This is a genomic window from Streptomyces sp. CNZ287 (assembly GCF_007827615.1).
The window spans coordinates 15964-35945 of record NZ_VISV01000017.1 but is presented as its reverse complement, the minus strand read 5'-3'; the positions used below and the strand labels follow the sequence as shown (position 1 = coordinate 35945).

Below are 19982 nucleotides of genomic sequence, written 5' to 3'. Positions count from 1 at the left end.
CGCCGGGCCGCGGTGCGGTCGCGCGGGGGTACGTGACCGGCGCTCCGGGCCGCCGTGGCGGCGTGGATTCCGCCGAACGGGTGCCCCCGGGGGGCGCATCGGGCCATTCGTCGTTTCCCGTGATCAGGCGGTGGCAAGCCATGCCCTGGGGCTCACCCGGGGAGGCTGGTCGTTGCCGTATTCATCGCCGCCGCCGCGCGCGCCCGGCACCGTCGTACGCATCCGCGACCTGGCCGGCCGCCCGCGCGGCACCGGATTCGTCGTGGACGCCGAGGGCACGGTGCTCACGAGTCACGAGGCCGTGGACGGGCTCGCCCGGCTGGTGCTGCACGCACCCGGCGACGCGCACACCTGGCTGGTCGAGTCCGCGGACGTCACCTCGCTGCCGGGTGCGGACCTGGCGGTCGTACGGGCCCGGGGGCTGGCCGGCGCCCGGGCCTTCGCGCTCGCCGCGGCGGTGCCCGACGACGGCACGGAGGTGGCCGTCGCGCTGCCCCGGGCGCGGGTGCCGGGGCGGGTGGTGGCCGCGGCCACGGCCACGTACACCGCGACCGACCGCTACCACCTCGTCGACGGGGTGCTGCAACTCGCCCTGGCCCCGCATGAGTCGCTGCGCGCGGGCGGCGAGGCGAGCGGGGCACCGGTCGTGGACGCCGCGAGCGGGGCGGTGGTGGCGGTGGTCGGCACCGCGCTGCACGCGGACCGCGGCGGGGTGGCTCACGCGGTGCCGCTGCGCGGGGCGGCGGACGACGCGGCGGGGACCCTGGGCGCGGCGCTCGACCGTGGCGGGGCGCAGGTGCCCGCGTACGGCAGGGACTTGAACCTGGCGGGGGCGGTGGAGCTGGGGGCGGCGGGCGGTGGTGCGGCCGCGTTCGCCTTCCGTGCGGCGGGGGCGGGTGGAGCGGGGGTCGCGCGGGACGGGGGGCGTGCCGGCACGGCGGCTGCGGAGGGCGGCGGGTCCGGGTCGGTGTGGGGTCCGGCGGTGGAGCGGCGCGAGGTGGGGGCGGAGTTCGGGCGGTTCTTCCGCGGTGACGCGCACGTTCTCGCGCTCGTCGGCGGGCCCGGCACCGGGCGGTCCACGGAACTCGCCGGCCTCGCGGCCCGCCGCGCCGCGGAGGGCGCGCCGTCGGTACGCCTGCGCGGCGCGGATCTGAAGGTCGCGGACGCGGGGGTACGGGATGCCGTGGCCCGGGCGCTGCGCGACGCCGCGCGGGCGGTGGCCGTGGCGGCGGGTGCCGCCGGCTGCGCGGGCGACCCGGCGTCGGCCACCCCGGAGGCGGTCGCCGCGCAAGCGCACGTCGCGGGGCGGCCGTTGCTGGTCCTGCTCGACGGCCCGGAGGAGATGCCGCCGGTGCTGGCGGCGGCGCTGGGGGAGTGGACGGCGCACACGGCGGAGTGGCTGGTCGGGCACGGCGTGCGGCTGGTGCTGGCGTGCCGGCCGGAGTTCTGGGAGCGGGCGGGTGCGCTGTTCCCCGCGGGGATGCCGCACGCGGGGCGGTCGGGTCCCGACACGCTGCCGCCGTGCGTCCCGCTGGGGGACTTCACTCCGGCGGAGGCTGCACAGGCGCGCACCCGCTACAGCGTCCCGCCCACCGCACTCCACGGGGCGGAGGCCCGCCACCCGCTGACGCTACGGCTGCTGGCGGAGGTCCGCGCGGCGCTGCCGCGGGACACCGGGCCGGGGTCGCCGGGCGGACCCGGGGCGCGGCGGTGGGAGGTGTTCGAGTCGTATCTCGCGGTGGTCTGTCTGCGCATCGCCGAGCGGCTCGCCCGGGAAGCCGGACCCGCCGGGCCCCGGGGGGCCGCCCTCGGCCGGCTGGCCGTGTATGTGGCCGGGCAGGCGCACGAGGCGGCGCGGCGGTGTCTGGGGCCCGGGCAGGGGGAGTTGGAGCGGGCGGCGTTCGAGGAGCTGTTTCCCTGGCGGGTGCCGGACCACCTCGCAGGGCTCACCGGGTGGGCCTCCGCGGTGCTCGCCGAAGGGCTGCTGGTGCCCGCGGGTGCCGGGTACCGGTTCGCGCACGAGGAGTTCGCCGACTGGCTGCAGGGCGCGCACCTCGACGTCGACGCCGCCCTCGCCGTACTCGTCCACCGCACCTCCGAGCGCTGGCGCCCCGGCGACCTGCCGTCCTCCGCGGACGGCGGCGCCGCGCGGCGCGCGCTGCCGGTGCCGCCGCACCGGATCGGGGCGTGCGTCGAGGCGCTGCTCCTGCTGGAGCGCCGGCACGGGGGTACGGAGCTGGGCCGCCGGCTGTCGGACCTGCTGGCCGCCGCCGACGCCGCGGTCAGCCGCCGCACGTCGTTCCCCGAGCCCGGCCCCGGCACGCCCCCCGGGGCCGACGGCGGCTGGTGGGCCGCCCATCTGCTCGGCGAGACCCTGCTGCGGGTGCCCGACGCCCGCCCGTACCGGCAGGTGCTCCGGCGCCTCGCCGCCTGCCTCGCCGGGCACGCCGCCCGCTTCGGCGGCACCGCGCAACTCCCCGCCGTGCTCGCCCCCTTCGGCCCGTCGTTCTTCACCCGGCTGCCCCTCCCGCTCGCCGACCGCCTCGACCTGCTGCGCCGCCTCGTGCCCGCCGACACCCGCCGCCCGTCCGCGTACCTGACCGCCGCGGGCGAGCTGCTGCACGCCGACCCGGCCACCGCCCAGCCGCTCCTCACCGGCTGGTTCGGCGACGAGCGCGCTCTGCCCGCCGACGGCGCCACCGTCGCCGACGCCGCCCAGGCGCTCCTCCACACCCACCGCGCCCGTGCCGTGGACGACCTCGCCGACGCCCTCGTCGCCACCGCCCACCCGCGGGCCGGCGAACTCCTCGCCGCGCTCGCCGAGGACGAGCCGTCCGCCCTCTGCCGCGCCGTGGACCGCTGGGCGCGCGACCCCCGTCCGGAGCGGCGGGAGGCCGCCGCGACGTACGCGCAGAAAACCGCCCGGCACGCGCGCGGCGCGGCCGACCGCGCGCTGCTGCGCTACGCCGCGCGGGCCCTGCTCGCGCACACCGGCGACGACACCCTCCACGGCCCCGCCCTCGCCGTGCTCCTCCGCGACCCCGAGAGCCGCGCCGCGCACCTCGACCGCGCCCTCGCGCTCCTCGCCGCCGACGACCCGCACCTCGGCCCCGCCGACTTCGCCCCCGCGCTCGCCACCCACCCCGGGCCCGTGCTCGACGCCTTCCGGGACCGCCTCCACCGGCCCGGCGACGGCGCCGCCGACGTGCTGCGCACCCTCGCCCGCCTCCGTGCCCCCGCCCCCGCCCTGGCGCGCGGCGCCGCGGACCTCGTCCGCGAGTACGTCGACCACCACCCCGAAGGCGCCGCGGCCGCCGCCGACTTCGTGGACCGGAGGCTGGAGCACGGGCAGGGCGACCGCGCCGTGCTCCTCCCGCTCGCCGTCGAGCTGCTGACCGCGCACTCGCCCGTGGTACGCCGCGCGCTCGCGCCCGTCGTCGCGGACCCGGGCACCCGCGCCTCCGGCGCCCTCCGCCGCGAACTGCTCGCCGTGCTCCTGGACCGCGAGCGCGAGCCCGCCGTGCTCGACGCCCTCCTCGCCGCCGTCGGCCGCGCCACCGGCCGGCGCGCGGAGTGCGCCACCCGGGACCTCGTCCGGCGCATCGGGCTGCTGCTCTCCCGGACCCCGGAGGGGGCGGCGGTCTTCGACCGGCGCCTGGTGGCGCTCGCCGCCGAGCTGCCCGCGTTCGCGGCGCAACTGCGCGGCTGGCTGGCCGCGGACCGGGACGGCTGGGCCGTGCTGCTGGGGCCGAGCGCGCAGCTCGCCGTGGGCACGGCGCACCCGCGGCGCGCGTCCTGAGCCCGCGGGCGCGCGCCCGAAGACGGCGGAGTCGGTACGGACCGCCCGTACCGCCGCACGAAACCGGCCGTCCCGCCGGGCCGACAGGCGCCCGGGTCCTGCGCTCGACCGCGGGCATGGCAGTCTTGTGTTCCACAACCCTGTACGGGGCAGGCACGACAACGGCGGACCGAGGAGCGGGCAGAGTGCAGCGCTGGCGTGGCTTGGAGGACATCCCCGAGGGGTGGGGGCGCAGCGTCGTCACCATCGGCTCGTTCGACGGCGTGCACCGCGGCCACCAGCTCATCATCGGCCGGACGGTGGAGCGGGCCCGGGAGCTGGGCGTGCAGTCCGTCGTGGTGACCTTCGACCCGCACCCCACGGAGGTCGTCCGCCCCGGCAGCCACCCCCCGCTGCTGGCCGCGCACCACCGGCGGGCGGAGCTGATGGCGGACCTCGGCGTGGACGCGCTGCTGATCCTGCCGTTCACCGCGGAGTTCTCGAAGCTGGCGCCCGCGGACTTCGTGGTGAAGGTGCTGGTCGACAAGCTGCACGCGCGCGCGGTGGTGGAGGGCCCGAACTTCCGCTTCGGCCACAAGGCCGCAGGCGACGTCACCTTCCTCGCTTCCCTCGGCGAAACGTACGACTACACGGTGGACGTCGTCGACCTCCAGGTCAGCGGCGCTGCGGGCGGCGGCGAGCCCTTCTCCTCCACGCTCGCCCGGCGCCTGATCGCCGAGGGCGACGTCACCGGGGCGGCGGAGGTGCTGGGCCGGCCGCACCGCGTCGAGGGCGTCGTCGTACGGGGCGCGCAGCGCGGCCGCGAGCTGGGCTTCCCGACCGCCAACCTGGAGACGCTGCCGCACACCGCGGTCCCCGCCGACGGGGTGTACGCGGGCTGGCTGGAGGCCGCGGGCGAGCGGCTCCCCGCGGCGATCTCGGTCGGCACGAACCCGCAGTTCGACGGCACGGAGCGAACGGTGGAGGCGTACGCGCTCGACCGCGACGACCTCGACCTGTACGGGCTGCACGTGGCCGTCGACTTCCTCGCCTTCGTCCGCGGCCAGGAGCGCTTCGACACGGTCGAGGACCTGAAGGCCCAGATGCGCCGCGACGTCGACGCCTGCCGCGAGCTGACCGCGGGCCGCTGACGGCGCCGCCCGGGACCGCCCCGGGCCGGCGCCGCCCGCCGTCCTACGCGGGCGGGGCCGCCGCCGTCCCGGCCAGGTGGCACGCCACCCCCGGCCGGGCCCCGCCCAGCACCGGCAGGTCCCTGCCGCGGCAGGCGTCCGCGACGCCCGCCGACGCGGCCTCGCCGGAGGCGAGCTGCTGACAGCGCACGTGGAACCGGCAGCCGCCCGGGATCCGCGCCGGATCCGGCGGCTCGCCCGTCAGCACCACCGGCGCCGTCCCCGACTCCGGCAGCACCGACAGCAGGGCCTTCGTGTACGGGTGCCGCGGCGCCGTCAGCACCTCCTCCACCGGACCCGCCTCCACGATCCGGCCCAGGTACATCACCGCCACCCGGTCCGCGATGTTCCACGCCAGCCCCAGGTCGTGCGTGACGACCAGCGCGGAGAGCCCCATGTGGTCGCGGAGCCGCAGCAGCAGCGCCAGGATCTCGCCACGCACCGAGGCGTCGAGCGAGGCCACCGGCTCGTCGGCGACGATCAGCTCCGGGTCGAGCACCAGGGCACCGGCGATGACGACGCGCTGCCGCTGCCCGCCGGACAGCTCGTGCGGGTAGCGCAGGAAGAACCGCTCCGGCGGGCGCAGTCCCGCGCGGGCGAGCGCGGAGGCCACCACGGCGCGTTCGTCGCCGCGGTGGCCGTGGATGCGCAGGCCCTCGGCGACGGCGTCGTAGACCGTGTGCCGCGGGTTGAGCGAGCCGCTGGGGTCCTGGAGCACGAGCTGCACCCGCCGCCGGTACGCCTTGAGCGCCCGGCTTCCGTACGCGAGCGGGGAGCCGCGGAACGACACCGTGCCCGCGGTGGGGCGGACCAGGCCGAGGAGTGCGCGGGCCAGGGTGGTCTTGCCGCATCCCGACTCGCCGACGAGGGCGACGATCTCGCCCTGGCCGACGGCGAGGTTCACGCCGTCGACGGCCCGCGCGGCCGGTGCACCGTGCCGCCCGGGGAAGACGACCCGCAGCCCGTCGGCGGCGAGCAGCGGCCCGGCGGCGCGGGCGTCTTCGTCGCGTACGGCCGCGGGCCCGGACTTGCGCGACCCGGGGCCTCCGGCACCGGCCGAGGTCCCGTTCGCCGGCTCCTTTCCGGCGACCACGGGCTCACCCGCGCGTTCCGCCCGTACCTCCCCGTCCGCCTCCGGCGTCCCCGCGTCCTTCGCCTTCTCCGCCGACTCCCCGCTCACCGTGCCTCCTTGACGCTGTCCACGTGTACGCACGCCGCCCGCCGACCCGGGCCCGCCTCGCGCAGCCGCGGGTCTGCCGCCGCGCAGGTCTCCAGCGCCACCGGGCAGCGCGGGTGGAACGCGCAGCCCGGCGGCAGCCGGGACGGGTCCGGCGGATCGCCGGGGAGGCCCTGCGGGGCGCGGCGGTCGGCGGCGCGGCCGACGGCCGGGAACGCGGCCGCCAGCGCGCCGCTGTAGGGGTGCTCCGCCGCCGTGAACACCGTCTGCGCCGGGCCCTCCTCGACGATCCGGCCCGCGTACATGACGGCCAGCCGGTCGCAGGTGTCGGAGAGCACCGCCAGGTCGTGGCTGATCATCAGCAGGCTGATGCCCTGGTCGGCGACCAGCCGCTCGATGAGCCGCAGGATCTGCGCCTGGATCATGACGTCCAGCGCCGTCGTCGGCTCGTCCGCGACGATCAGCCGCGGGTCGCACGCCAGCGCCATCGCGATCATCACCCGCTGCCGCTGGCCGCCGGAGAGCTCGTGCGGGTACGCGCCGCCGCGGGCGGCCGGCAGCCCGACCTGCTCCAGCAGCCCCTCCGCCCGCCGCCGGGCCGCGCCGGGGGAGGTCTCCAGCCGGTGCAGCAGGATCGGCTCGGCGATCTGGTCGCGGATGCGGTGGACGGCGTTGAGCGAGTGCATCGCGCCCTGGAAGACGATCGACGCGCCCGCCCAGCGCACCGCGCGCAGCCGCCCCCAGGGCATGGTGAGCACGTCCTCGCCGTCGAGCAGGATCTCCCCGGTCAGCCGCGCCGAGCGCGGCAGCAGCCGCAGCAGCGCCAGCGCCAGGGTCGACTTGCCGCAGCCCGACTCGCCCGCCAGGCCGAGCTTCTGCCCGGCGGCCAGGCTGAGGTCCACGCCGCGGACCGCGGGGACGGCGGCGGCGCCCGTACCGTACGTCACGTGCAGGTCGCGCAGTTCGAGGAGCGTCACTTCGCCACCCCCAGCTTCGGATTGAGCACGGACTCCAGCGCCCGCCCCGACAGCGTGAAGCAGAGCGCGACCACCGCGATGGCGATGCCCGGCGGCACCAGGAACGACCAGTGCCCGGAGCTGATCGCGCCCGCCTCGCGGGCGTCCTGGAGCATGCCGCCCCAGGAGATGACCTGCGGGTCGCCGAGGCCGAGGAACGCGAGCGTCGCCTCGGTGAGGATGGCCTCGGAGATGACCAGCGTGGTCTGGGCGAGGACCAGCGGCATCACGTTCGGCAGCACGTGGCGGAGCATGATGTGCGTGTGCCCGCCGCCGAGCGCCCGGGCGCGTTCGACGTACGGGCGGGCCTCGATGGCCAGCGTCTGCGCCCGCACCAGCCGCGCGGTCTTGGGCCAGGCGGCCACGCCGATGGCGATGATGACGGTCGTGACCGACCGGGACATCACCGTGGCCAGCACGATCGCCAGCACCAGCGTCGGCATGACGAGGAAGAAGTCGGTCACGCGCATGATGACGCCGGAGAGCCAGCCGCCGTAGTGGCCGGCGACCATGCCGACGAGGGTGCCGATGCCGACGGTCAGCGCGGCGGCCAGCAGTCCGACGGTGAGCGAGATGCGCGCCCCGTGGACGAGGAGGTCGAGCACCGAGCGGCCGAACTGGTCGGTGCCCAGCGGGAACTCGGTGCTGGGGTCCTCCAGCGCGGTGCCCGGCGCGTCGGTCACGCTGTCGGCGTCGGAGCCGGCGAGCAGCGGCGCGGCCAGCGCCACGAACGCGATGACGACCAGCGCGACGAGGCCCACGAGCCCCGCGCGCTGCTTCCGGTACGCGCGCCAGAAGCGGGCCGCGGAGCGGCGCCGGCGCGCCCGGGCCAGCGCCCGCGGATCGGCGGCTGAGGGCTCCGCCGGGGGGCCCGGGGCAGGTGGCTCCGAGGCGGGGGGTTCCGTGGCGGGCGGGCCCTTGGGCTCGAAGCCCGGCTCCTCGCCCAGTGCTTCCGTACTCATCGGCCCACCCGGGGATCGAACAGCGGATAGATCAGGTCGGCGACCACGCTCGCCAGGATCATCGAGCCCGCGTAGACGATGAACAGGCCCTGGATCAGCGGCAGGTCGGGGATGCTGAGCGCCTGGTAGAAGAGCCCGCCCAGGCCGGGCCAGGAGAAGACCGTCTCCACCAGGATCGAGCCGGCCGCGATGAAGCCGAGGTTGACGAAGACGAGCGTGATCGTCGGCAGCATCGCGTTCGGCACGGCGTGCCGGCGGCGTACGAGGTCGTCGCGCAGCCCTTTGGCGCGGGCGGCCGTCAGATAGTCGCTGCCCATCTCGTCGAGGAGCGAGGAGCGCATGACCAGCAGCGTCTGCGCGTAGCACGCGGCCACGAGGGTGAGCACCGGCAGGAACATGTGGTGGATCACGTCCACGACGTACGCGACGCCGTGCTCGTCGCCCGACTCCATGCCGCCGGTGGGGAAGAGCCCGGGGACCGGACCGATGCCGACGGAGAAGACGATGATGAGCAGCATCCCGAGCCAGAAGTGCGGCACCGACCACAGCGTGAGCGCGATGCTCGTGTTGACCTTGTCGCCGAGGCCGCCCTGCCGCCAGGCCGCGCGGGTGCCCAGCCAGAGGCCGAGGGCGCTGTAGAGCACCACGGCGGTGCCGGTGAGCAGCAGGGTGGCCGGCACGCGCTCCCAGATGAGGTCGAGGACCGGCTTGTTGAACTGGTACGAGTCCCCGAGGTTGCCGGTGAGCGCGTCGCCGACGTAGTGCGTGAACTGCTCCCAGAGCGGCAGGTCGAGCCCGTACTGCCGGCGCAGCGCGGCGAGTTGCTCGGCGTCGGCCTTGCGGCCGTGCGTCATCGTCTTGACCGGGTCGCCGGGGATGATCCGGAAGAGGAAGAAGCTGGTGACGAGGATGGCGAAGAGGGAGACCGCGGCGCCGGCGAGCTTGCCCGCCACGTAGCTGAGGTAGGCGCGGCGGGAACTGCCCGCGGAGCCGCGGGCGTCGGGCGCCGATCTCACGGCGGCGGGGGTGACGGATGGGTCTGCCGTAGACATGGCCCTCGCTTTGCTGGGGTGCCGTCCGGGGTGCGGGGCGCGCATGCGGCGCGCGGGTGGAGTGCGACTGGGGGGCGGTGGAGGGGGGCGGGGTGTCCGGCGCCGCGGCGCCGGACACCCCGGGCGGCGAGGGTGCGTACGGGCTACTCGCGGTCCTCCGCGGTGGCCCGGCGGCGCAGCGTGAAGAACACGCCCGCCGCGACCACCACGACGACCGCCGCGCCGCCGCCGAGCACCACGCCCATCGCCGAGCCGCCGTCGTCCGACGCCTTCGCGGCGGGGACCGCGGTGGCCCAGCTCCAGGAGCCGTCCTGGCCCCAGATGTTGCCGTTGCCCGCGGGCATCGCGGTGATCGACTCGATGTGGTCGGTGCGGTACGCCTCCACGGAGTTCGGGTACGCCAGCACGTTCATGTACCCGGTGTCGTAGAGCACCGACTGCATCTCCCGGACTATCTCCGCGCGCTTGGCCGGGTCGTCGTACGCGGCCAACTGCTCGGCGTAGAGCCGGTCGTAGTCCTTGTCGCAGATGAAGTTGTCCGTCTGCCCCACCACGTCCTCCGACTCCGGCAGCGCGGCGCAGGTGTGGATGGCCAGGACGAAGTCCGGGTCGGGGTTGACCGACCAGCCGTCGAAGGCGAGGTCGTACTCACCGGCCACCCACGGGTCGCCCACGTTGTCCAGGCACTGCAGGTCCAGGCCGATGCCCAGCTCGCCCCACCACTCCTCCAGGAACTTGCCCGCCGCCTTGTCCTTGGGGTCGGTGGCGTGGCACAGCATCCGGAAGTTCAGCGGCTTGCCGTCCTTGCCGACGCGCTTGCCGTCCTTCATCTCGTAGCCCGCCCGGTCCAGCAGCCGCGCCGCCTTCTCCGGGTCGTAGCCGATCTTCTGCTCGGCGGACGGCTTCCAGTGGTAGTCGGCGAAGCGCGGCGGGATGTAACCCTCGCCCTCGACGCCGTGCCCCTGGAGCACCTTGTCCACTATCGCCGTACGGTCTACCGCGAGGAAGAGCGCCTCGCGCACCCGCGGGTCGAGCAGCGCCGGATGGCCGTCGCCGAACTTGCGGCCCTCGGCGTCCCGCGCCCCCGGGTTGGTGGCGATGGCCCAGAAGCGCCGGCCCTGGCCGTCGTTGACCTTGATGTCGGGCTGCCCCTTCAGCGACGCGGCCTGCGCCGGCGTCAGGTCCGGCACGAAGGACACCTCGCCCTTGCGCAGGGCGGCGACGGCGGCGTCGGTCTCCTTGTAGTACTTGAACGTCACCTCGTCGAACTTCGGCCTGCCGCGCCAGAAGTTCTCGTTCGGCTCGAAGGTGACGTGCGAGTCGGTCTTGAAGCCCGTCAGCACGAAGGGGCCGCTGCCCACGACCGGGAAGTCGGAGTCGTTGTTGAACTTCCCGAGGTCGTCGACGTCCTGCCAGACGTGCTTGGGCACGATCGGCAGGTCCATCGAGTTCATCGTGGCCTGCGGCTCCTTCAGCTCCACGACGAGCGTGCGCGCGCTGGGCGCCGAGACCTCCGCGAAGTTGGCGACGTACGAGCCGTTGGCCGCGCCCGCGGCCTCGTCGGTCATCATCGTGTGGAACGTCCAGCGGGCGTCCTCCGCGGTCAGCGGCTTGCCGTCGGACCACTTCACGCCGTCGCGGATGGTGTACGTCCACGTCCTGCCCGCGTTCGAGGGCTCCCACTTCTCGGCCAGCCCCGGGATGGGCTCCTGCGTCTTGACGTCGTAGTTGACGAGGGAGTCGTACATCAGCCGGTTCAGGCTCGTGGCCACGAGGGTGACCGCGAGGAACGGGCTGAGCGAGTCGACGGACTGCGCGACGGCGGCCGTCAGGACCGTCTTGTCGCCGTCGTCGCCGCCGTCGTCCTGGGCGGAGGTCGCCGCGGCCGGTCCCGCGGTGGCGGCGCCGAGCAGCGCGAGGGCCGCGGCGCCCGCGCAGAGCGCGCGGCGCAGCCGGCGTCCTGAGCGGGCGGCGGGGGTCGGTCGGCGGAGTGGGCCGGGCGTCGGGGCGTTGTCGTCGGTGGGCTGCATGACACCTCGCGGTCTTCAGGGGGCGGGATGCCGGCTGACCGGCCTGGGGGTCGGGTCTGTCTAGCGAGGTTGGTCTAAACATGTCAATGATCGTGACCGGCCTGTACGAGGGCGATACCCGGCTGAAACGCGAATGAGGCCCGCGCCTTCAAAAAGGCTGCGGGCCTCATTGGTTCAACCCAATGGCGGCAGGCCGGGCGGGCGGCGGGGCGGGGCCGTCGGCGCGAGGCACTTCGCCGCGCGCTCGCGGGCACGCGTCTGCGCTGGCCGGCCCGCCGGTACGGACCCGGGGCGGCCGGCGACCGGGGCCGCCGGCGGATCCGCCCGGGGCGTCACCCGTACGGGCTCGGGCCGGACTGCGCCTGCGACGGGCCGGTGCCGGGCGCGCCACCCGGATAGCCGCCGCCGCCCGGGTACCCCCCGCCCGCGCCGTAGCCGCCCGCGCCGCCGGCCTGGCCGGGCAGCGGCGGCATCGCGTGCGGCGGCTGCTGGCCGCCCTCGCCGGTCCACAGGCCCTGCGCCTGCTGGGCGCGGGTGAAGTCCTCGGCGACGAGCGCGGCGAGGTTGAAGTACGCCTCCTTGGTCTTCGGCCGCATCATCGACAGGTCCAGCTCCGCGCCCGCCGACAGGTGCTCGTCGAACGGGATCACCTGCACCGCGCGGGTGCGCTGCTTGAAGTGGTTGACGATGTCGTCGATCTTGATCATCTTGGCGGTCTCGCGGACGCCGGAGATGACCGTGATGCTCCGCGAGACCAGGTCCGCGTAGCCGTGGGCGTGCAGCCAGTCGAGGGTGGTGCTGGCGCTGGACGCGCCGTCGACGGACGGCGTGGCCACGACGATGAGCTGGTCGGCGAGGTCGAGCACGCCGCGCATGGCGCTGTAGAGCAGGCCCGTGCCCGAGTCGGTGAGGATCACCGGGTACTGCTTGCCGAGCACGTCGATGACGCGGCGGTAGTCCTCGTCGTTGAACGTCGTGGAGACCGCCGGGTCGACGTCGTTGGCCAGGATCTCCAGGCCGGACGGCGCCTGTGAGGTGAACCGGCGGATGTCCATGTAGCTGTTGAGGTACGGGATCGCCGTCACCAGGTCGCGGATCGTCGCCCCGGTCTCGCGGCGCACCCGGCGGCCCAGCGTGCCGGCGTCCGGGTTGGCGTCGATCGCGATGACCTTGTCCTGCCGCTCGGCGGCGAGGGTCGCGCCCAGTGCGGTGGTCGTCGTGGTCTTGCCGACGCCGCCCTTGAGGGAGATCACGGCGATCCGGTAGCAGGACAGCACCGGGGTGCGGACGAGGGCGATCTTGCGCTGCCGCTCCTCCTCGGCCGCCTTGCCGCCGAGCTTGAAGCGGGACAGGCCGCCGCGCTCCGACTTGCGCTGCGGCTTGTGTTTGTCGTGCAGCAGTTGCTCGGAGGACAGCTCGACGGCCGCGGTGTAGCCGAGCGGGGCGTTGTGCACCGGCTGGCGGCGCTGCTCGGGCGTGACGTCGGGCCAGCCGCCGGACCGCGGGTCGCCGCCGGGCTGGGCGGGGGGCGCGGGGGAGGTGGCCGGGGAGAGCGCGCCCTGGCCCGGGGCACCGGTCTGGGCGCCGCCGGCGGGCGGGAGGCCCGGGGGCTGCTGGGCGGGCTGGGCGGGCTGGGCGGGGAGTTGGCCGGGCTGACCGGGCTGGGCCTGGTGGCCGGGCTGCCGGCCCTGCTGCGGGGGCGGGGCGGGGAGGCCGGGGTAGGGGCCGGGCTGCTCTCCCGGTTGGCTCTGCTGCCCGGGGATGGCCTGCCGACCCTGTTCTCCCTGCCGTCCCGGCTGGTTCTGCTGGGCGGCGGGCGGCTGAGGCCAGCCGTAACCGCCCTGCGGGGCGCCGGAGTCGGGCTGCTGGGCGGCCGGTGCCACGGGTACGCCGGAGGGCGACGCCACGGTCCAGCCGGGCGGCGGCTCGGCGGCGGGCCCGGAGCGGGGCGCCTCGGCGCCGGCGGCGGGCGCGGCCGGGGCAGCGGGCGGTGGGGCGGACGCCGCGGCTGCGGCACCGGGAGCGGGCAGGCCCGGGTACGGCTGCTGCTGCGGTGCCGCGGCGGGCGGTGCGGAGGGCGCCGCCGGGGGAGCCGCGGGGGGCTGCGGCGCGGACTGCTCAGGGGCGGGCCGCGGGGCGGGCGACTGCCAGGGTGCGCCCGGGGCGGGCGGCGGGCCGGACGGCAGGTCCGCGGCCTGAGGGCGCTGCTGCTCGGCGGCGGGGAACTGCGGGGGGAGCGGCGGCAGCGCCGTGGGCGAGGCGGACTCGTCCGGCGCGGGCGCGGGCGCCCACGGGTTCGCGCCCGCGGGGGCGCTGTCCGTCGCGTACGGGCTGGCCTGCGGCGGCGCGTCCTGCGGCTCGTCGTCGCGGGCGGGCGCGGCGTGGGCAGGCACCCGGTCCTGCACCTCGGCGGACGCGGGCACGGCGTCGTTCGGCTCGTCGCCCGCGGGCGTACGGTCCTGGACCTCCGCGGCCTGCGCGCGCAGCGAGGCGGGCGAGAAGCGCATGGTCGCGCCGCTCACCACGTCGCCCCTGTCCGGTTCGTCCTGCGCCGCGTCCTCGTCCCGGCCCTGCTCCTGGTCCTGGTCCGCCCGCGCGGCGGCGCCGGGCGCGGCATGGGCGACGAGCGGGGTCAGCGTGCGCGTGGCGTCGTCGCGGTACGGGGCGGGCGTACCCGCCTCGTCGTCGTCCGGCCGCGGCGGGGCCGCGAACTGCGGCGCGGGGAAGGCGGATACGGCGGCGGCAGGCGCGCCGTCGTCCGCCTCCGCGGCGGGCTGCGTACCGGGCACGGGCGGCCACGCGGCACCCGCCTCCGGAGCCTCGGTGCCTTCGCCGGACGCGTCGGTCCCGTCGTCCGCGGCTTCCTGCGCGCCGGCGAACGAGGGCCACGCGGACCCGGACCCGGCGGACTCGCCGGCCGCGGCGTCCTGCCAGCCGGTGCCGGAGGAGGTGGCGGCCGGTTCCTGCGCCTCGGCGGCCTCCTCGTCCCCCGCCGGGGAGGCGGCCGGGATCGGCCAGGACGCGTCCGATCCGGACGCCTCGCCCCCGTCCGCGGCCGGCGCGGCGGTGCTGTGCCAGTCGGTGGCGCTCTGCCAGTCGGTGCCGGGCGCCTCGGGCTCCGCCTCCGGGGTTTCGTCGGTACGGGCCGCCGCGGCCGGTTCGTCGTCCGCCGCCCGCTCCCCGGCCGCGTCCGCGGACGGGGAGGGCCACCCCGACTCCGGCTCGCTGCTGCGCCAGGAGGTGTCGTCGGCCCGGTCGTCCTCTCCGGCCTGCGCGGCGGGGGCCGCCTCAGGAAGGGAGGGCCAGCCGGCGCCGGACGACGGGGAGTCGTCATCGGTCTGCGCGGCGGGAATCGCTTCCGGGAGGGACGGCCGGTCGGTGCCGGTCCCGTCGTCCTCGCCGGACGTCTCGCCGGTCGCGGACGAGTCGGAGCCGGTGTCCCGGTCGTCGTCCGCGTCGGCGGACCGGGCCGTGGCGTCCGCGGGGTCCTCGTCCGCCTCGGGCGCGGCGGAGGCGGTGTCCCGCTCGTCGTGCGCCTCGGCGCCCGCCGAGGTCGCGGAGGCGCCGCCTCCGTACCAACTCGGGGCGCTCACCGGGGAGGACGAGAACTCCTCGGCCTCCGCCGCGGGCGCGGCGCCGTCGTCGGTCCCGGCGTCCCCTTCGCCGTCGGTCCCGGCCTCCGGCGCCGCCGGGGCCGCCGGCAGGGCCGCGAACGCCACCGCGGCCGGGTCCGTCGCCGCCGTCAGCGGCGGGGAGTCGTCCTCGTCCGCGTACGGCTCATCCTGACCGTCGTCGCGGCCGTCGTCCCGCTCGTCGTCCTCGTCCCGCTCGTCGTCCTCGTCCCGGTCCGCGGTCGGCTCGGCGGCCGCGGGGGCCACGGGGGCCGCCTCCGGCTCGGGCGGCGTCGTGGGCTCCGGGACCGGCGGCGGCTCCGGCGGCTCGTCCGGCAGCGTCAGCAGGAACGGCGGCGGCGTCATCGACTCCGGCACCGGCCCCGGGGCCGGTGCGTGCGCCGCGGTGAAGCCGTTGGGCAACGGGGGCATCGCCGAGCCGGCGTGGGACGAGCCGGTGCCCGCCTCCTCGTCCTGTCTGGTGCTCGGCGGCGGCACGCCCTGCGTGTACCAGGCCGCGGGCGCCGGGCTGCTGGTGAACTCGCCCGTACCCTCCGGCTCCGTAGCGGACCGCTCGACATCGGGGCTGGTCCGGCCCGCGCCGTTCTCGTCCCGATCGCTGCTCACTGTGCCTCCCAGATCCCCTCGCACCACGGCGGTCGTGCCGGCGCCTGCCCGGTGCCGTGTGCTTCTCCCACCCTAAGGGGAGTACGGAGCGCACCGGCAGGCCGGACTGTCGCAATCGGCAACGGAAGTGTCACCGTTCAGAACACCGGCCCCGCCCGGGCCACGGCGCACCCCGCGGGACCGTCCGCCCGACTGCCGGTCAGAACACCGGGTTTGCGGTCAGCGACCCCGTGTAGAGGACGAACACCCTGTTGTTCGCGGCGGTCAGGGTCCAGTCGTCCCGCTCGCGCGACGTGCGGCGGTCGTCCCAGGCCAGCCTGCCCTTGTCGATGTCGTAGACCTTGATCGCGTCCGGGTCGACGCTCGACGTCGTCCCGGCCCACAGCGAGTTCCCCTGGACCACCGGCGGGTACTTCAGCGCGACGGACCCGGCGTCCGCCGTCCACTCGATCTCCCGTGTCCTGGCGTTCCGCACGGTGAGCTGGGTGTCGTTCACGGCGTAGAGCAGGCCGCCGGCGAGCGCCGGTGCGCTCCAGATGTACTCGCCCTTCGGGTCCTCGTTCCACTCCACCTTTCCCTCGCCCTTCAGCGCGTACGCCGTCAGCCCGTCCCCGCCCGCGTACACGAAGCCCCCGCCGACCGCGCACGGCAGCGCGTACGAGCTGCGCTGCGGGGTGTCCCACACCTTCGTGCCGTCGCGGGTGTCGACCACCGCGAGCTTGCCGTCCGAGCCGGAGAGCACCAGCATGCCGTCGGCCGTCGTGGCCCACGCGGGCTTGCTGACGGTCGACTTGACCGGCAGCGGGACCGTCCACCGCTCCTTGCCGTCCGTGCCGACCGCGCGCAGTTCGCCGTCCTTCGTCGTCACGTACGCGCCCTGCCTGTCGCCCGCGAGCACGACCGCCGCCCGGGCGTCCGGCGCCGACCACTGCTCGCGCCGGTCCCGGCCGCGCAGCCCGTACAGCACCCCCTCGGCGTCCGCCGCGGCGAAGGTGTTCTCGTCGAGCCCCGCCGCGCGCGACGCCGCCGCGGCGTCCTTCTGGCGCCACTTCTCCTTGCCGGTGCGGATGTCCAGGCCCGCGATGCTGCCGTCGGCCATCGCGGCGACCAGCGTCTCGCGCAGGGGAAGCAGCATCGGCATATCGGAGTTGAGCCCGCCGACCGGGCCCCAGAGCGCCGCGGGGGCGTTGTCGGAGCTGTAGCTCTTCAGCGGCTGCGCCGCCCACGGGTCGCGCTTGGGCGCCGCGGTCGTACCGCCGTCGTCCTTGCCCAGCCACCACCAGGCCGCCGTGCCCGCGCTCGCGGCCAGCACCGCGCCGCCGGCGCCGAGCCCGACGAGCAGCCGCCGCCGCGAGGGCCCCGGCACCTGGGTGTCGCCTGCCGCGGGGAGCGCGGCGAGGCGCGCCGCCTCCTGCTCGCGGCCCCCGATGTCCTGTGCGAGCGGGCCCTGTTCCCAGACGGCCGCCGCGCCGGGCGGCGGGGCGAGGGCGGCGGCGATCTGCGGCGGAGTGGGCCGGTACGCGGGGTCCTTGGCCAGGCACGGCGCGATCAGCGGGTAGAGGTCGGGCGGCAGCCCTTCGAGCCGCGGCTCGCCGTGCACCACCTCGTACTGCACGGCCGCCACATGGCTGCCCTGGTACGCCGTCTGCCCCGTCGCCGCCAGCGTGAGCACCGCGCCGAGCGCGAAGACGTCCGCGGGCGGGCCCACACGCTGCCCGAGCACCTGCTCCGGCGGCCCGTAGCCGGGCGTGACGGGGGCCTCGCCGGTGCTGGTGAGGGTGAGGCCGTGCTCGGGGCGGGCGATGCCGAAGTCGATGATGCGCGGCCCGGTCGCGGTCAGCACGATGTTCGGCGGCTTGACGTCGCGGTGGACGAGGCCCGCCGCGTGGATGTCGGTGAGCGTGTTCGCCAGCGCGGCGCCGACCGCCCGCAGCGCCGTGCCGTCCAGCGGCCCGTACCGCTCGACGGCCTCGGCGAGGGTAGGCCCGGCGAGGAACTCGCAGGCGATCCACGGCCGGCCGCCCTCCGTCTCGGCGCCCAGCACCCGTGCCACGCCGGGGCTCTGCACCGCCTGGGCGGCGTGCGCCTCGCGGACGAAGCGCTGCGCCAGGTTCGACTGGTGGGCCAGCTCGGGCCGGAGCACCTTGATCGCGGCGGGCCGCCCCGAGGAGTCGCGGCCGAGGTACACCTTGCCCATGCCGCCGGCGCCGAGCACGCCGATGAGGCGGTACGGGCCGAGGCGCAGCGGGTCTCCGGTGCCGAGGGGTTTCATGGACGTACCGCTCCTGGGTGAAGTTCCTACTGAAGGGGAAGCCCGCGCACGTCGGCCGCGGTGACGACGAGGACGACCTTGGCGTCGTCCTGGGCGAGGACCATGGGGCGTTCGTTGTCCTCGGGCCCCCGGTACGACCAGGCCGTCTTGTGCTGCTCGAGGTCGACGGCCCGGACCCAGTCGCGCCCGCCGGTGCCCACGTACGCGTACTTCTCGCCGACCACGGGCGCGACGATGAACGCCTGCGGCCCGGCCCAGTCCGCCCTGGCCTCCCACTCGACCTCGCCGCTGGCGCCGTCGATGGCGATGAGCCCGTTGCCGTTCTCGACGACGTAGACCTTGCCGTCCTTGACCGCGGGGGTGCCGTACAGCCGGGTGTCGGGGCCGAGCGCGGCGCGCGCCTCGCGGCCCTCGCCGACGGACCAGCCCACCTCGCCGTCCGACAGCCTCAGCGCGGTGAGGTCGCGCAGGCCGAGGAGGACGTGGCCCTTCGCGGTCGGGAACTGCTGCAGCCCGGCCAGCGACTCGCGGTCCTCCTTCGGCGCCTTCCAGGTCCAGCGCACCTCGCCGCTCCTGGCGTCGATGCACGTCAGGGTGGACTCGACGCGGATGAGCGCCTCGTTCTTCGTCAGTGCGGTGGCGTACGAGGGGCCGGTGTCGGGGGACTTGTTGTCGAAGCCCCACAGCAGCTCGCCGGTCTCCATGTCCGCCGCCACGAACTGCGAGGTCCACGGCGTCTTCTCGACGATCTTCTTCTTCGTCTTCTTGTCGCGGTAGACGCGGGTCACCCAGCGGGTGCTCGCGCGCAGCAGCACGATGCCGTTCTCGGCGGCCTCGATGGCCGTGCCCCTGACGTCCGCGCCGTTGAGGACGACGTCCTCCTCGGAGTCACCCGTCTCGGGGTCGTTGGTGAAGAGCGCGTGCGTGCCCTCGCCCGAGACGCTGCGGCTGCCGACGGAGTAGAACCCGGAGTCGTCGCCGATGATGCCGAGCGACGGGCTGAGGACCTGGCTGACGCCGCGCAGCTTGCCGTTGCGCGCGTCGACGAACTGCCCGCCGCCCGTGGTGGTGAGGAGCAGCACGTAGTTCCCGCCGGTCGCCAGGCTGAACGCGCCGCCGCCGCCGACGACCGGGCGCGTCCACAGCTCCTTCGGCGCCTTCGGCTTCTTCGCCTTCGGCCTGGCCGCCGGCTCCTTCTCGTCGTCGCGGAGGTACGCCCAGGCCCCCATCCCCGCGCCGCCGACGGCCACCGCGCCCGCGCCCGCCAGCGCCAGCACCTTGCGCCGCGACGGGCCCGGGCCGGCGCCCAGTTCGGTTTCCATGGCGGCCTGATGCGGCGAGGGCAGCCGTGGCGGCTGCGGCTGCCAGGCGACGGCGGCGCGGCGCAGGATGTCGGCGTGCAGCGCGTCCGGGAGCTGGTCGGCGAAGTCGGCCGTACCGTCCGGCAGTCCCTCGGCGAGCAGCATCGCCAGTTCGTCGGTGCCGGGGCGGGTCTCGGGCTCCTTGGCCAGGCAGCGCTGGAGCAGCGGCAGCAGCCCCGCGGGCACGCCGGACAGGTCGGCCTCGCCGTAGCGCACCCGGTACAGCAGGTCCGCGGCCTGCCCGCCGCCGAAGGGGCCGTGGCCCGTACAGGCGAAGACCAGCACGCCGGCGAGCGCGAACACGTCGCCGACCGGGGTGTGTTCGACGCCGGACGCCTGCTCGGGCGACATGAAGGCGGGCGTGCCCGCGGCGGTGCCGGTACGGGTCAGGTGGTCGTCGCCCGCCGCGCGGGCGATGCCGAAGTCGATGACCTTGGGCCCCGCCGCCGTCAGCAGGATGTTCGACGGCTTCAGGTCGCGGTGGACGACGCCGGAGCGGTGCAGTTGCCCCAGCGCCTCGCAGAGCGCGGCGCCCAGCGCGCGCGTCGTCGTCTCGGGCAGCGGCCCCGACACGGCCACCGCCTCGTCCAGCGGCGGGCCGAGCACGTACTCGGTCGCCAGCCAGGGCGTCTCCGCCAGCGGGTCGGCGTCGACGACCTCGGCGCCGTAGTGGTCGCCGATGACCCGGGCGGCGTCGGTCTCCAGCCGGAAGCGGGTGCGGAACTCGGCGCCCGCGGTGCCGGCTTCGCCGCTGACGAGGTCGGCGTGCATGGTCTTGAGCGCCACGGTGCGCCCGCCCGCAGAGCGGGCGAGGTAGACGGTGCCCATGCCGCCGCTGCCGAGGCGGGCGACCAGCCGGTACGGGCCCAGTTGCTGCGGATCGTCGTGGGTGAGGGGCGTAGCCAT

Annotated in this window: 10 protein-coding genes; 2 read left to right on the top strand and 8 right to left on the bottom strand. The window is 76.1% G+C overall.

Annotation, left to right across the window (positions count from 1 at the left end; genetic code table 11):
* Positions 1-172 precede the first annotated feature (172 nt).
* On the top strand, positions 173-3799 hold the full coding sequence (locus tag FB457_RS26310) for a trypsin-like peptidase domain-containing protein (RefSeq protein WP_145783497.1): 3627 nt from the start codon (positions 173-175) through the stop codon (positions 3797-3799).
* 185 nt (positions 3800-3984) lie between these two features.
* Entirely contained in the window at positions 3985-4929 is a 945-nt protein-coding gene (locus FB457_RS26305) for a bifunctional riboflavin kinase/FAD synthetase (protein ID WP_078898465.1), read from the top strand.
* A gap of 43 nt (positions 4930-4972) precedes the next feature.
* Here the strand turns inward: FB457_RS26305 and FB457_RS26300 are convergent, their stop codons facing one another.
* The 8 genes from FB457_RS26300 to FB457_RS26265 all read right to left on the bottom strand — a co-directional run bounded on the left by FB457_RS26300 (position 4973) and on the right by FB457_RS26265 (position 19982).
* On the bottom strand, positions 4973-5947 hold the full coding sequence (locus tag FB457_RS26300) for an ABC transporter ATP-binding protein (RefSeq protein WP_145783550.1): 975 nt from the start codon (positions 5945-5947) through the stop codon (positions 4973-4975).
* Positions 5948-6144: 197 nt separating this feature from the next.
* A complete protein-coding gene (locus tag FB457_RS26295; protein ID WP_145783495.1) occupies positions 6145-7122 on the bottom strand; it encodes an oligopeptide/dipeptide ABC transporter ATP-binding protein in 978 nt (325 codons plus the stop codon).
* Entirely contained in the window at positions 7119-8123 is a 1005-nt protein-coding gene (locus tag FB457_RS26290) for an ABC transporter permease subunit (protein ID WP_145783493.1), read from the bottom strand. The genes FB457_RS26295 and FB457_RS26290 overlap by 4 nt, the downstream gene beginning before the upstream one ends.
* On the bottom strand, positions 8120-9175 hold the full coding sequence (locus FB457_RS26285; protein ID WP_186462049.1) for an ABC transporter permease: 1056 nt from the start codon (positions 9173-9175) through the stop codon (positions 8120-8122). The genes FB457_RS26290 and FB457_RS26285 overlap by 4 nt, the downstream gene beginning before the upstream one ends.
* 143 nt (positions 9176-9318) lie before the next feature.
* Positions 9319-11205 carry an ABC transporter substrate-binding protein gene (locus FB457_RS26280; protein WP_047018407.1) on the bottom strand — a complete coding sequence of 629 codons (1887 nt, stop codon included), beginning with the start codon at positions 11203-11205 and terminating at the stop codon, positions 9319-9321.
* 332 nt (positions 11206-11537) lie between these two features.
* On the bottom strand, positions 11538-15443 hold the full coding sequence (locus tag FB457_RS26275) for an SCO5717 family growth-regulating ATPase (protein WP_145783490.1): 3906 nt from the start codon (positions 15441-15443) through the stop codon (positions 11538-11540).
* 199 nt (positions 15444-15642) lie between these two features.
* A complete protein-coding gene (locus tag FB457_RS26270; protein ID WP_047018409.1) occupies positions 15643-17715 on the bottom strand; it encodes a protein kinase domain-containing protein in 2073 nt (690 codons plus the stop codon).
* A gap of 26 nt (positions 17716-17741) precedes the next feature.
* Positions 17742-19982: a protein kinase domain-containing protein gene (locus FB457_RS26265; RefSeq protein WP_047018410.1), complete on the bottom strand. Its 2241-nt coding sequence runs from the start codon at positions 19980-19982 to the stop codon at positions 17742-17744.

Coding starts and splice junctions, on each gene's coding strand:
- FB457_RS26265 (WP_047018410.1), bottom strand. CDS start 19,982: ATGGCTACGCCCCTCACCCACGACGATCCGCAGCAACTGGGCCCGTAC.
- FB457_RS26285 (WP_186462049.1), bottom strand. CDS start 9,175: ATGTCTACGGCAGACCCATCCGTCACCCCCGCCGCCGTGAGATCGGCG.
- FB457_RS26290 (WP_145783493.1), bottom strand. CDS start 8,123: ATGAGTACGGAAGCACTGGGCGAGGAGCCGGGCTTCGAGCCCAAGGGC.
- FB457_RS26280 (WP_047018407.1), bottom strand. CDS start 11,205: ATGCAGCCCACCGACGACAACGCCCCGACGCCCGGCCCACTCCGCCGA.
- FB457_RS26270 (WP_047018409.1), bottom strand. CDS start 17,715: ATGAAACCCCTCGGCACCGGAGACCCGCTGCGCCTCGGCCCGTACCGC.